Annotated in this window: 5 protein-coding genes, 2 tRNA genes and 2 pseudogenes; 1 reads left to right on the top strand and 8 read right to left on the bottom strand. The window is 39.4% G+C overall.

Translation table 11 applies throughout. The features are described from left to right. Positions 1–8 precede the first annotated feature (8 nt). On the bottom strand, positions 9–5,417 hold the full coding sequence (locus H6G79_RS26020; protein WP_190591553.1) for an ATP-binding sensor histidine kinase: 5,409 nt from the start codon (positions 5,415–5,417) through the stop codon (positions 9–11). 76 nt (positions 5,418–5,493) lie between these two features. After that, positions 5,494–5,937, bottom strand: a pseudogene (locus H6G79_RS26015) (sensor histidine kinase); the annotation flags it as partial. Positions 5,938–6,087: 150 nt separating this feature from the next. Here H6G79_RS26015 and H6G79_RS26010 point away from each other — a divergent pair. After that, a pseudogene (locus tag H6G79_RS26010) lies at positions 6,088–6,444 on the top strand (IS701 family transposase); the annotation flags it as partial. Here the strand turns inward: H6G79_RS26010 and H6G79_RS26005 are convergent. The 6 genes from H6G79_RS26005 to H6G79_RS25980 form a co-directional block, all read right to left on the bottom strand. After that, on the bottom strand, positions 6,440–6,919 hold the full coding sequence (locus tag H6G79_RS26005; protein WP_190591550.1) for a hypothetical protein: 480 nt from the start codon (positions 6,917–6,919) through the stop codon (positions 6,440–6,442). The pseudogene H6G79_RS26010 and the gene H6G79_RS26005 sit on opposite strands and share 5 nt — an antisense overlap. Positions 6,920–7,150: 231 nt before the next feature. After that, a complete protein-coding gene (locus tag H6G79_RS26000; protein WP_190591549.1) occupies positions 7,151–12,991 on the bottom strand; it encodes an AAA family ATPase in 5,841 nt (1,946 codons plus the stop codon). Positions 12,992–13,540: 549 nt separating this feature from the next. Further along, positions 13,541–13,612: transfer RNA gene (locus tag H6G79_RS25995), tRNA-Thr, on the bottom strand. A gap of 88 nt (positions 13,613–13,700) precedes the next feature. Then, positions 13,701–13,783: transfer RNA gene (locus H6G79_RS25990), tRNA-Tyr, on the bottom strand. Between the two features lie 149 nt (positions 13,784–13,932). After that, entirely contained in the window at positions 13,933–14,118 is a 186-nt protein-coding gene (locus H6G79_RS25985; RefSeq protein WP_190591565.1) for a hypothetical protein, read from the bottom strand. A gap of 7 nt (positions 14,119–14,125) precedes the next feature. Further along, positions 14,126–14,392 carry a hypothetical protein gene (locus tag H6G79_RS25980; protein ID WP_190591564.1) on the bottom strand — a complete coding sequence of 89 codons (267 nt, stop codon included), beginning with the start codon at positions 14,390–14,392 and terminating at the stop codon, positions 14,126–14,128. Between the last annotated feature and the right edge of the window lie 29 nt (positions 14,393–14,421).

The raw sequence follows: 14,421 nt of genomic DNA, 5'->3' as shown, positions 1-14,421 counted from the left end.
CAATTTATTTACACAGGGATTTCAATGATAAATTCTGCGCCCTCTCCTGGTGCGGAAATACAGCTTAACTTACCCCCATGTTTTTCTACAACAATCGAATAGCTAGTTGACAGTCCTAAGCCAGTACCACTACCTACTGGTTTTGTCGTGAAAAAGGGATTAAATATCTGATTCTGCTCCGAATTATTCATTCCTAGACCGTTATCCGCAATGCGAATAATGATAGTTTTATATTCAGTTAACTCTGTCTGAATTTTGATAGTCGGGTGGCAATTTTTATCTGATGTTTCTAAAGCATCGATGGCATTGTTGATGATATTCATAAAAACTTGATTGAGTGCCGAAGCATAACAATTAACTAAAGGTAATACTCCATATTGTTTGATGACTATAATTTCTGGATGTTGACTATTACTCTGAAGTCGATGCTGCAAAATTAACAATGTACTTTCCAGACCAGAGTGAATGTCTACTTCTTTGATTTCTGATTCATCTAGGCGGGAAAAGTTTCGCAGTGACAGCACAATTTGACGGATGCGTTCTGAACCCACCTTCATGGAAGATAGGAGATTGGGTAAATCATTTAAGATAAATTCTAGGTCGATTTCGGCAATTTTCTGGTCAATTTCTGGCAATGTTTGCGGATAAAATGACTGATATAAATGATTTAACTCAATTAAGGATGTAACATATTCATTGGCTGCTGCTAAGTTGCCATAGATGAAATTAATCGGATTATTAATTTCATGGGCAATTCCCGCCACTAGCTGTCCCAAACTGGACATTTTTTCAGCTTGAATTAGTTGGGCTTGGGTCGAGTAAAGTTGATTGAGTGTTGATTCTAACTGAGTGGCTTTGGCTGTTAATTCCTGTGTGCGATCTGCTACTTTTTGTTCGAGAGTGTGAGAATAATTCTCTAATTGATGATAAAGTTTGGCATTTTCTAGAGAAATTGCCGCTTGAGTGCAGAGTAAGTTGAGTAGTTCAACGCGTTCGCTCGTAAATGCTCCCAGTGTTAAATTATTTTCTAAGTACAAAATGCCAATCAATTTGCCTTGGTTGACAATTGGCGCACAGAAAATACTCTTGGGTGCATGGTGCTGAATATAAGGATCAGTCAGTAAAGTTGGCTCGACTATGGCATTTTCCACAACAGCCAAGACCAGAGTATTTTTAACTCGATTAATTAAGCTAACAGGTACTATTTCCTCACAAGGCAGAGATTGTAAAATTATCTCAGGTTGTTGCAGTTGAGATAATGCCTCAATTGCCCAACAATCACCTTTTGGTATGAGTAATGCACATTTATCACCTCCGGCATTTTCCAGGATTACTTTCAGTAAAGTTGAGAGTAATTTCTCTAACTCAATTTCACTCGAAAGCGATTGAAAGGCTTTGAGAATAGTTGCTAAATCGAGGGCTTGTGAGAGGCTAGTATTGTTCAGGGAGGAACTTTGGATTGTGTGAGAAGAGATAGAAAGGATGGTTTCTGTTGGTTTGAAAGCCGGTTGTTGTTTGTGCAGAATTGATAGCAGTAATTGGGGATAGCGGCGTTCTAAATCAACGACTTTGGCTTTTGCACCCCAACGGGAATAACAGTAATAAGCCTCCATCATGTATGTTTGGGCGATTTTTTCTTGGCCCCAATCAAGATAGAATTTGGCAGCAAGTTCGTTGGCTAAGGCTTCTTCATTGAGGAATTGGTTAGTTTTAGCAAGGTTAATGGCTTGTTGATAATTTTCTATGGCGGCTAATTTATCACCACAAACTCGACACTTTTCTGCTTCTATTAAATGCCATTTGTGTAAATAATTCATGGGGGCATTTTCCGCCCACTGGTACAGAACAGTTTGATGGCTTTCAACTTTGGCGAGTATTTCCTCGCCTGCTGTGGAAATACCTGCAAGGTAGGTGAGGGCTGCATAAAAATGGAATAGGGGAACAATAATTATTCCTGACAATGCTATTAAACAGGACTGACCTTGGGTAATATATTCGAGAGCAGCGTGATAATTGCCAAAAGAATAGGCAAGTAGTAGCTTATAGCTATAAGCGCAGGCAAATGCGCCGATATCTTGATCTTGTTTGTGCTTGGGAAACATTGCTGTTTCATCGTAGCAAGTGCCAATCAAGCAATCAGGTTGGTTGACAGGTTCTCGCAATTGCTCTGCTGTTTGCTGCATCATCGCCAAATAAGTCCGCGCCGAATCTTGTTTTACTTGGGCTAGACCAGCATTATAAGCAGGTAATTCAGCAGCTACAGCATTTAGTTCTACATCAGCGAACAGTAGGATAGCAGCATAACTGAGGATGATGTAGCCAGCATAGAAAAAATCACCAGTTTCCATCCCTGCTACATACCCTTCTTTGAGGATGAGTCGGGTTTTTGATAGTGCTTCTCGGCGATGATGGATGAAAGGCCCAAACAGGGTGAAAGTGATGCACTTCATCCTCTGGGCGTTGAATTTTTCCAGTAAGGAGAGGGCTAATTTACCAAACTCATAACCGATTTCAACTTCCCCAAAAAAGGCACACATCACCATCCCATGAATTGCATAGCCAGGGATTGAAGCGGGAGTATTGCCAAATTTTAGGGATAAGCTTACCATCGTCGTGCCGAGAATGGGCATTAAACTTGGCATTCCCAGTAAAACTGGTGGAAACAACATACTTAATATCTGCATTGCAGCTTGAGTTTGAGGTTCACTCATCAGAGGTACGTCAATCAGGGAAGCAATTTCTCTACCTTGGAGTTGCTGGTTCACTGCTGCTAAGGCTTGGCCAATATCAGTTTCGTCTACTTGGGTGGGTAATTCCACTCCCAATTGGGCGAGAACTTCTCTACCTACGGCGATCGCTGCTAATATTTGACTACTAGCTGTGAGGGCAGCAATTTGAATTTCGTAAATTTTCACTTTGTCGAGAATGGTTTGTGCTTGCTGCAATACCAATGCTGCAAGTTGTTCCATACCGTCAAAATCACCATTTAAATAACTGGCTTCTGTTGCTGCAACATACAAATTTAAAGCTAATTCATACTGATTTTGCCAACAATTGATTTCTAGTAACTCAATTCCAATCTGGAAATACTCTCTAGCGGCGGTGTAAGCAGTAGAATTTCGGGCTTTATTCCCAGCTTTCAAGTTAAGTTCTGCTAACGCTTCTCGTTCCTGTGGCTGATTAATTAATGCTTGTCCTTGGTTCAAATGTCCCACAATATCAAACAATTTTTCTTCTTGTTCTATTTCGGTAGAATTTTGCAAAAGTAACTGTCCGATTTTGAGATGGGTGACTTGCTTTTGGTCATCAGGAATTAGGCAATAAGCTGCTTGTTGAACGCGGTCATGTAAAAAGCGATAAACTGGATTAGCTGCTGCATAATCAGCAGATATATCTTCAGATTGAACAAAAAATTTATAAATTTCTGTATTTGGAATAATTAGTCCTGCTTGCAAAGCTTTCCATAAATCTGCTGCTGTTGTTTCTGGTACTTGTTCAGAAATAATAGCCAACGTCTGTAAGTCAAACTGCGCCCCTATACAAGCTGCAAATTTGAGAATATTTTGAGTTTGTTGGGGAAACTTTTGCAGTTGTAAGGACATAAATTCCACTACATTATCAGTAATAGCTAAAGATTTCACTTGAGCAATATTACACTGCCAATGACGGGATTCTAAGTCAAATGTAATGAAATTATCGTTATTTAAAGCTTTGAGAAACTGGGTAGCGAAAAAAGGATTACCTTGGGTTTTTTGATAAATTAGTGTTGTCAAAGGTTGGGCAAGTGATGATTCACAGTTTAGTGTATCTGTGACTAGCTGATTGAGATTGATTTCGCTTAATGCTTGGAGGATAATTTTATTCACTACTGCATCGGCTTTTTCTAGCTCATTTACAGCAAGTATGAATGGGTGATTTGGTGATACTTCATTATCTCGATATGCGCCCAAGAGTAATAAATATTTTGTATCTTGTATCAACAGTTGCAGCAATTTCAAGGATGCCGAATCTGCCCATTGTAAGTCATCTAAAAATATCACTAAGGGATGTTCTTGATTAGTAAAAACTTGCACAAAATTTTGCAATAGTGAATTAAATCTATTTTCGGCAGCAATTCCTGATAGTTCTGGGGCTGGTGGTTGAATACCAATAATGCGTTCTAACTCTGGAATTACGTCAATTAAAATTTGTCCATTTTCGCCGATAGCTTCCAGAAGCTTAGTTTTCCAAGTTTGCAATTTTACATCAGATTCCGAGAGTAATTGCCCCATTAAATCACGGAATGCTTGGACAAATGCACTGAAGGGAATATTGCGTTGAAATTGCTCATATTTGCCTTTAATAAAATAGCCGCGTTGTCTGACAATCGGTTTATGCACTTCGTTAACAACCGCCGTTTTACCAATTCCCGAAAACCCAGCTACCAGCATCATTTCTGTTGCACCCTGGCTGACTCTTTCAAATGCTTCTAGTAGAGTGTTGACTTCGGTTTCTCTGCCATAAAGTTTATCAGGAATGATGAAGCGATCGCACAAATCCCTTTGTCCAAGCTCAAGGCTTTTAATTTGCCCAGTTTCTTTTAACTGATTTAGACATTTTTCTAAATCAAATTTCAATCCTGATGCACTTTGATACCTATCTTCAGCATTTTTTGCCATCAATTTCTTGACGATTTCTGAGATAACCGAGGGGATATCTGGATTAATTGCGTGTAATAATGGCGGAATTTTCGCAATATGAGAATGTACCAATTCCATTGCATCATGAGATGAGAATGGTAACTCACCTGTGAGTAATTCAAAGAAAGTCACACCCAGAGAATAAAAATCTGTGCGATAATCAATCCCGCGATTCATTCTCCCTGTTTGTTCTGGCGATATATAAGCAAGTGTTCCTTCTAAAACATTCGGGTTAACTAGGGTTTGGGTTTCTCTTGGTAGTAAAGATGCAATGCTAAAGTCGATTAATTTAACTTGTTTAGTTTGGGGGTTAATTAAGATATTGCTAGGTTTGATATCTTTATGAATAATCCGCTCGTGGTAGAGTAAGTCTAAGGTGTTACAGAGTGCGATCGCTATAACTAAAAATTCCTCAACAGATGTGACACTCTGATTTTTACTGAAATAATCCTTGAGAGAAATTCCGCCAAAGTCTTCCATGACTAACATATAGCCATTATTTATTGCTTCAAGGCTATAGGTTTGAATAATTAGAGGTGAGTTGAGATTTTTCCCTATGGTGTATTGATTGCGAAATAACAACAGTTCGCTAAAGCTGGGATAAGGATTTTTCAGCAGTTTTATCACTACGGGTACTGAGTCAATTTCTCGAACTGCGCGATAAACCAGTGTTCTCGAACCATTGTAGAGTTCTTCAGCAAGATTATATCCGGGAATACTAACAAGGTTGCTCATCATAATTGCGTTCATTCTCATGATTTCTCAATCTAGTATTCCCAGATAGACAATTTTATCTGTAAGCTAGAGATAAAATTTACATGGGAATCTCAATAATGAATTCAGTACCTTCACTGAGGATAGAATAGCAAGACAACTTTCCACCGTGAGTTTGTTCAACAATTTGTTTGGCTATAGCTAATCCTAAACCTGTACCTTTTCCCACTGCTTTAGTAGTAAATAAATGGTCAAATATTCTTTGTTTAATTTCTTCACTTATACCCTTGCCATTATCATGAATTGATATTTTTATGTAATTATTTTCAACAAATGTTTTAACATTAATTTCCAGTGACTTCGATTTTATTTCCTGATAACTAAGACTTGCAGTTGACTCATCTAATGAGTCAATGGCATTCGCCAAAATATTCATAAATACTTGATTTAGCTGACCGGGAAAACATTCTACTTCTGGTAAATCGCTGTATTTAGTAATAACTTCAATCGCCGGACGTTGTTCATTGGCATTGAGACGGTGTTCATTGGTCACAACCTTAACTTGTGACCAATGACTTGTTACCAGAGGCATTAAAAACAGATAATTAACTTGTCTTTGTTTAGGGTTCGGACAATTAGAGCGATTACAAGACCATCAACCGCTAAATGTGACTTGGATACTTATACGTTGTTTCTGCTGGCAGAATCGAAATATCCAGGCTGCACCCGTTTGGCAGAAATCATGGAAGATTTGTCGCATGATAGTGTCAATAGATTTTTGTTACGTGAGCGATATGAACCCAAGGATTTATTTGAAGAAATAAAGCCAAACATCAATCTAATGGGAGGCACTTTAAGTGGAGATGATACAGTAATTGACAAGCCTCATAGTGACCCAAAAATAACAGAATTAATTGGTTACTATTACTCAGGTAGACATCATCGTGCTGTCAAAGGAATTCAGTTAATCACCTTGTATTACACGGATTTGTTAGGTAAATCTGTGCCTGTAAATTACCGCATTTATAACAAACAAGACCAGAAGACTAAATAGGTTGGCGGGGTAAACGACCCTGCAACTGTAATTGAGCCAGGCGATTAGAAGTTAAGGGAACAAGCGGATGAAACAGGTGTTTTGTCGGTGCTTCTTGATCTACGTGGTCAGCTTGTGCCAAGCGAAGATGGTTTTCATCGAGCAAAATAGGAAAAGAGAAATCTCCAGCTAGTTGGTTGTTTTGCAGTATCAACTGTTGCAAAATAGCCGCGCTATACTGACTACGCAATACGCCGATCACTTTGCCAGTATCAGGATTGCGGATCGGCAGATCGGCTAGTGCTGATGGAGTAATTTGAGGCGATCGCTTTTGTAAAGGCTGACTGCAACCACTCAAAAAACGGGCGCTACTAAAACCAAAGCCAGCCAATCCTAAAAATTTTAGGAACTCACGACGGTTGATTCGTCTTTGTCGAAATTGCTTAACTGCTTTAGCTACAGCTAAACGTTGTTGATAATCTGCGTCATTCATGAAAATGTATCTGAGGGAATTTTTTAAAAGTATTATTGAATCAAGTAATACCAATTTAAGAAAAGAATGCGACAGATAGAAATCAGGAAAGTCTTACTGGAGCTAGATTTCTTAATTGCGTTAGCGCAGCGTTAGCGAGCCTGCGAGCGTCATTGCGAATTGCGAATTGGTATAAGGTAAAACTATTGTCAACACCTCAGTAGTTAGTATTCCCAGATACGCTCAGAAATTTCAAAATACTGGAATTTCCATCACAAACTCAGTACCTTCACCCACAACAGAATTACAAATCAACTTACCACTGTGGGTTTCTTCGACAATTTGTTTAGCTATAGCCAAGCCTAAACCTGTACCTTTACCTACAGCTTTTGTTGTAAATAAATGGTCAAAGATTTTGCGTTTTACCTCTTCGCTCATGCCTTTACCATTATCAGTAATGGAGATTTTCACAAATTTATCTACTATTGATGTGGTAATTGTAATGGAGTTAGGGTCAGCCTGAATTTCCTCAAAATTACGGCCGTGACTCCATTCCTCTAATGCGTCAATGGCATTAGCCAAAATATTCATGAATACCTGATTTAATTGCCCAGGGAAACATTCAACTTGGGGTAGATTACCGTAATTAGTTATTACTTCAATTGCTGGACGTTGTTCGTTAGCTTTGAGACGATGTTTGAGAATCAAAATTGTACTATCAATACCTTCGTGAAGATTAAATGGCACTTTGTATTCTCTATCAGCACGGGAGAAAGTGCGTAGAGAAGTGCTGATATTTTTTAATCTGTCGCAAGCCATTGTCATAGAATCCAGCATTTTAGGCAAGTCTTCTATGGTATATTCCAAGTCAATTTCTGACTCGTGGTCGAGGATTTCTTCAGTTTTATCAGGTAAAGTTGCTTGATAAATTTTTAAATGTTCGATAATATCGGCAAAGGTGGGTTTAGCTTGTTTGAGACTGGCAGCAATAAATCCTAAAGGATTATTCATTTCGTGAGCGACACCAGCAACTAAGTTACCCAAGGCGGACATTTTTTCACTTTGAATAATTTGTAATTGGGCTTGTTGTAAATCTTGTAATGCTTTTTGTAGCTCTTGTGCTTTTTGTTGAATTTGGACTTCGGCAAGTTTGCGCTCAGTAATATCATCTGCTAGGGAAGCAACTCCAATTAACTCACCGTCTGCATTGACAAGCGGATTGTTATACCAAGCACAAATAATAGTTTTACCATCCTTGGTAATATTTTCATTGATACAGTAATTGCCACCTTGCTGCAATAAAAGATCGGTGGTAACCTGATTGATTTGTGTTTGAATCGGGGGAGGAATAATCAATTGGACTGAACTACCCAAAACTTCCTGTTTGCTATAACCAAATATTTTTTCTGCGGCTGGATTCCAGTCAGTAACACAGAAATTAGTATCCCACTCTATGACTGCCAGTGGAGTTTGTTGTACCAATAACTGGAGGCGTTGTCCTGATGCTTGCAAGCGAATCTGTGCAGAATTTAACTCATCCAGCGATCGCTCTAGCTGTTGTTTTGATTCCTGAGAATGTTGATAAAGTTGGGCATTTTCTAGAGAAATGGCAGCTTGAGCGCAAAGTAAATTCAGGAGTTCGATGCGATCGCTCGTGAACGCTCCCTTTAGGAAATTATTTTCTAGATATAAAATCCCCAGTAATTTACCTTGATGCAAAATCGGGCTACACAAAATACTTTGAGGCTGTTGACGGATAATATAGGGGTCATTGGCAAAGGCGATATCTGCGGTTGCATCCAATAAAACAACAGTTTGTTGACTGTGCTTGACTTTATAAATCAGCTTGTGGGGAATATCTTGTCTGTCTTCAATGGCAAGACTTTGCAACACAATGGGTTTTGTTCCTTGGGTAATTGCCCCTTGAATTAGCAGATGATTGTCTTGCAACAGCATCAACAGGCATTTATCAGCCCCAGCATTTTCGATGATGATGGAAAGTAATGATGCAAGTAGTTTGTCCAGTTCAATTTCACCAGAGATCGTCTGAGATGCTTTGAGAATTGCTTTTAAATCGAGAGTATCGGAGACACTGCTGCTGGATGTACCCGAACTAGTAGATGTCACAGTCCCCAAGGCGAAGATAGTTTCTTTAGTTGAAAGAGGCGAACGGCTTTGCTGTAATATGGGTGCAAACAATTGGGGATAACGTTTTTCTAAGTCCGCGACTTTGGCTTTTGCACCCCAACGGGCATAACAATAGTAAGCTTCAATCATATATTCTTGAGCTATACGCTGTTTGTCCCAATCAAGATAAAATTTGGCGGCGAGTTCGTTAGCTAGTGCTTCTTCTTGGATATATTCGTTAGCTTTCGCCCCAGAAATTGCCTTGTCATAAAATTCAGTTGCAGCGATTTTTTCACCCAAAACCCGATGACGTTCAGCCTCCACTAGATACCATTTATGCAAGTGATTCATGGTTGCTTGTTGCGCCCATTGATGCAGAATATTTTGATGGCTTTGCATCTGAAGCAGAATGTCTGCTGACTCGGTTGGCGACTGACTGGGTAAAAGTGCTAGATGTGTGAGGGCAGCATAAAAGTGGAAAATGCCAGTATGCACAGATCCGGCTGCTGCCATAAAATAGGGCTGGATTTGGTGAATATAGTCAAGGGCATTCTGATAATTGCTAAACAAGTAGGCAAGCATCAGTTTGTAGACATAGCCAAAAGCGATAGGCACGAGATCGTTGTCCTGCTGATGCTTCGGCCACATTAGTGTTTCATTGTAAAAAGTGCCAATCAAGTTATCAGGTTGGCTGACTGTTTCTTGCAAATTCTCCACTACTTGATGCACTGAGTTTACTAGAATACAAGCCGCATCCTGTTTCACTTGGGTCAAAAAAAGGCTGTAAGGAGGTAATTCGGCAGACAAAGTATCTAAGTTAACATTAGCGAACAATGAGATATGGGCATGACCTTGCATATTATAGCCAGCGTAGAGAAAATTCCCAGTTTCCATACAACCTGTATAGGCTTCTTTCATCGTCAATAGCGTTGTTAAAAGTGATTGTTGGCGATGTTGGATAAAACCTCCAAAAATGCCGGCGACAAGGCATTTCATAGCCTGATTATTGAACTTTTCATGTAACGAGATAGCTAAATAACCAAACTTGTAGCCAACTTCCACCTCATTAAAAAAAGCACATAATACCATGCCATAAATTACATATCCTATGGTTGAGGCGGGATGATTACCAAATTGCAGCGATAAGCGTACCATTGTTGCACTCAACAGGGGTAGTAAACTCGGATTACCAACCAATATGGGTGCAAACAAAATTTTCAACAATTGCATTGCTGCGATCGCTTTGGGTTCACTCATCATGGGTAAGTCGATGAGTGACTCGATTTCTCTGCCGTTGAGTTGGCCTTGCAAGTCTTGTAAGGCTTGGCTAATCTTTGCTTCGTCTGCTTGTGTGGGTAAATCTATGCCAAATTCTGCTAGTGCATCTCTGGCGATGGCGATCGCTTCTAACATCTGGCTGCGAGCTGTTTGGGCTGCGATTTGAATTTCAAAAATCTTCACTTTGTCAAAAATCGTTTTTGCCTGCTGCAATACTAGTGCAGCCTGTTGTTCCATGCTCTCAAAATCACCATTTAAATAACTGGCTTCGGCAGCTGCTACATACAAATTTAGGGCTAATTCATATTGTGTTTGCCAGCAGTCGGACTCTAAAAGGGCGATCGCAATTTGGAAATACTCGGTAGCGGCGGTATAAGCAGTAGCGGTTTGAGCTTTTACCCCAGCTTGAAAGTTTAATTGGGCTAGGGTTTGGCGATCGTTTGCTTGAGTGATCAATCCCAGCCCTTGATTTAAATGCCCAACAATATCAAAGATTCTTTCTTCTTGCTCATTCTCTAACAATCGTTGTTGAAGTAAGCGTCCAATTTGTAGATGAGTTGTTTGTTTTTGGTCATCAGGAATCAGAGAATAAGCGGCTTGTTGCACTCGGTCATGTAGAAATTTGTAATTAACGTTTTGTTGATTTTCTGGAGTAGATGCTTGAGTTTCTTGCCCGACATAAAACTTATAAACATCACCAATTGGTAAGATTAATCCTTCTTGTAATGCTTTCCATAAACAAGCTGCTGTTTCAATTTCCGATTGTGATGAAACAATGGCTAAAGTTGCTAAATCAAATTGATTACCAATACAAGCCGCTAACTGCAATATATTTTGTGTTGATGGCGGTAGTTTTTGCAATTGCAGACTCATAAAAGCCACAACATCATCTGTAACTGATTGCGCCTTGACTTCAGCTATATCACATTGCCAACAGCCTAATCCAAAATCAAATTTAACCAGTCCATCTTGATGTAATGCTTTCAAAAACTGGGTAACAAAAAATGGATTACCTTGAGTTTTTCGATAGATTAATTCAGAAAAATTCCATACCAATTCTTCTGGACATTTAAGTGTGTCAGCAACTAATTTATTGACTTCAACTTTACTTAAGGGTGCTAAGGTAATTGTGTTAATTGTTGCCTGTGTTTTCTGAATTTCACTCAAGGTCAGCATTAATGGATGTGCTGGGTAAACTTCGTTATCACGATATGCACCAATGATGAAAAGATGACCAGTATCTGTCATTAATAGCTGCATTAATTTTAATGATGCAGAATCAGCCCATTGCAAATCATCAAGGAATATTACTAAGGGATGTTCTTTAGTAGTAAAAACTTGGGTGAATTTTTGAAATAATAAGTTAAAGCGATTTTCGGCGGCTGTTCCTGATAGTTCTGGGGCTGGTGGTTGTTGTCCAATAATTTTTTCTAATTCGGGAATAACTTCAATAATTACCTGTCCATTTTCCCCAACAGCCTCTAATATTTGATTTCTCCATTGCTGAATCTGTACATCACTTTCAGTCAATAATTGCCCCATTAAATCACGAAATGCTTGGACAAATGCACTAAAGGGAATATTGCGTTGAAATTGGTCGTATTTACCTTTAATAAAATAGCCCCGTTGTCTAACAATCGGTTTATGCACTTCATTAACAACGGCTGTTTTCCCAATTCCAGAAAAACCCGCTACCAACATCATTTCTGTTGCGCCTTGGCTGACTCTCTCAAAGGCTTCAAGTAGAGTTTTTACTTCGGTTTCTCTGCCATAAAGTTTATCAGGGATGATGAAGCGATCGCACACATCACGCTGTGCAATTTCAAAACTTTCAATCTCACCAGTTTCTTTTAATTGAGTTAGACATCTTTCTAAATCAAATTTCAATCCTAATGCACTCTGATATCTATCTTCAGCATTTTTCGCCATCAGTTTACTGACAACTTCTGAGATAACTGAAGGGATATCTGGATGAATTTCATGTATGAGTGTGGGAACTTTCGCAATATGAGAATGCACCAATTCCATCGCATCATTAGATGCAAACGGTAATTCTCCTGTTAATAGTTCATAGAAAGTCACACCCAGGGAATAAAAATCTGTGCGATAGTCAATTCCCCGATTCATTCTCCCGGTCTGTTCGGGAGAGATATAAGCTAATGTTCCTTCTAAAACATTGGGGTTAACTAGAGTTTGGGTTTCTCTGGGTAATAATGAAGCAATACTAAAGTCAATTAATTTAACTTGCTTAGTTTGAGGATTAATTAATATATTGCTGGGTTTAATATCTTTATGAATAATTCGCTCGTGGTAGAGTAGGTTGAGGATGTCGCACAGTGCGATCGCTATTGCTAAAAACTCCTCTAAAGAGGTAACACCCTGATTTTCCGTAAAATAATCCTTGAGAGAAATTCCGCCAAAGTCTTCCATAACTAACATATAGCCATTATGTAGGGACTCAAGGCTATATGTTTGGATAATTAGAGGTGAGTTGAGATTTTTGCCAATGGTGTATTGATTGCGAAATAGCAACAATTCGCTAAAACTGGGATAAGGATTTTTCAGTAGTTTGATTACTACTGGTACTGAGTCACTGTCTCTGACTGCACGATAAACTAGCGTTCTGGAACCATTGTAAAGTTCTTGTGTAAGTTGATATCCCGGAATAATCACAAGATTGCTCACCATATTACATTTATCTGATAATTTCTCAATCTAGTATTCCCAGATGGATGAATTTATCTGTAACTTATAGCTAAAATTTAAACAAGTTAATCTACATAAATACGTGTATTCACTGACAACACGTCGGCAACATAGAGGACTGATATTTGATTTGGGAAAAAATCAGTACATTCAGATCAGGCTTCTTTCCTACTCCCGACTCCCCATTCCCTATTCCCTACCTACACAAATAAATTCAGAAATCAAACCGGATTCCTATAACTTATAAATGTGGATTTGTTTGACAATCTTCCGAAGCTTGCCTATTAGGAAGTCTATTACTTTAGCAACACATTTGGTAATCAGTGAAGAGTCACACCCAAAGAATAAAAATCGGTCTTTTGAGTAAGAATTCTTTCACCTTAAAGTTTCTAGCGATCGCTTATCTGATGATTGCACACTAGGCCATACCTGCGGTAAGTTCTTAAGATAGCGTGCGGTAAGTTCTTAAGATAGCGTACTGATAAAGATAAACAATCACAATCTACAGTTGCAAATGCGAGTTTTATCAAAAGCCCGTGACGAGGATTGAACTCGTGACCTCACCCTTACCAAGGGTGTGCTCTACCACTGAGCCACACGGGCTTAACATATCTTTGGAGTTATGAGCTATAATGCTGTTAACTCTGCTGAATACTCAGTCATTATAACTCATAATTTCACTTTGAGAAGGTGGGCCGGGCTGGATTTGAACCAGCGTAGGCGTAAACCAACGGATTTACAGTCCGTCTCCATTAACCACTCGGACACCGACCCGCATGTCCCACGATTTATTATCTTAGCAGTAGATTTTCATAACTGCAAGGGGAGCGAGAAAAGTTTTTAGCTAAAACAAAAAGAAGCCTCTCGCTCACTGCGACAGCAGGAGCGATGAGATGAATTTTTGGGTGGCGACGAACTGACCCCTAACCAATTCCAGCCTTCGGCTTGACAGGACAAGGGGTCGGTGAGGAGTCACCATGATCCCTTGTTTTTCTGGTATAATTATTTTGGTTAACTTCGCCCGTATTGGTGTCTGATAAGCCTCTGCCCAGTGGCACTGCGATCATTGGTAAGCGACTCCGTTGCACAGCATAAAAGTAAGTAGGCACATCTTGATTAATACAAATTACCTTCGGGTTTGTCCGATAGAGCAAATAGCGCAAAGTTTGGCGGTGTCGGTTTCCGTCCCGCCAAACTTTGCAAGACAGCCAGCATCTCATCCAGGACAGTGAAATTTGTAGGGTACAAGGTAAGAAATTGCATAGTCTGCGGTAGGGCATTCCGTGGACTCAAAACAAAGCTCATCGCCTCCGTTCGCGTAGCGTCTCCGTCAGGAGAAGCAATAGCTGGATTGGATGAGAAGCCCACACTGTATGCTTGCATCAGTGTGGGAGTATGTCACTCAGTTTCCA

Origin of the sequence: Anabaena sp. FACHB-83, assembly GCF_014697485.1 — a bacterium.
Taxonomy (GTDB): Bacteria; Cyanobacteriota; Cyanobacteriia; order Cyanobacteriales; family Nostocaceae; genus Nostoc_B.
Note: the sequence above shows the minus strand (reverse complement) of the source record. Positions and strands in the feature narration are given on the sequence as shown.

What these genes read in the sequence shown, in the direction of transcription:
- H6G79_RS26005 (WP_190591550.1), bottom strand. Translation starts at nt 6,919, where the DNA reads ATGAATGACGCAGATTATCAACAACGTTTAGCTGTAGCTAAAGCAGTT.
- H6G79_RS25980 (WP_190591564.1), bottom strand. Translation starts at nt 14,392, where the DNA reads ATGCAAGCATACAGTGTGGGCTTCTCATCCAATCCAGCTATTGCTTCT.
- H6G79_RS26000 (WP_190591549.1), bottom strand. Translation starts at nt 12,991, where the DNA reads ATGGTGAGCAATCTTGTGATTATTCCGGGATATCAACTTACACAAGAA.
- H6G79_RS26020 (WP_190591553.1), bottom strand. Translation starts at nt 5,417, where the DNA reads ATGATGAGCAACCTTGTTAGTATTCCCGGATATAATCTTGCTGAAGAA.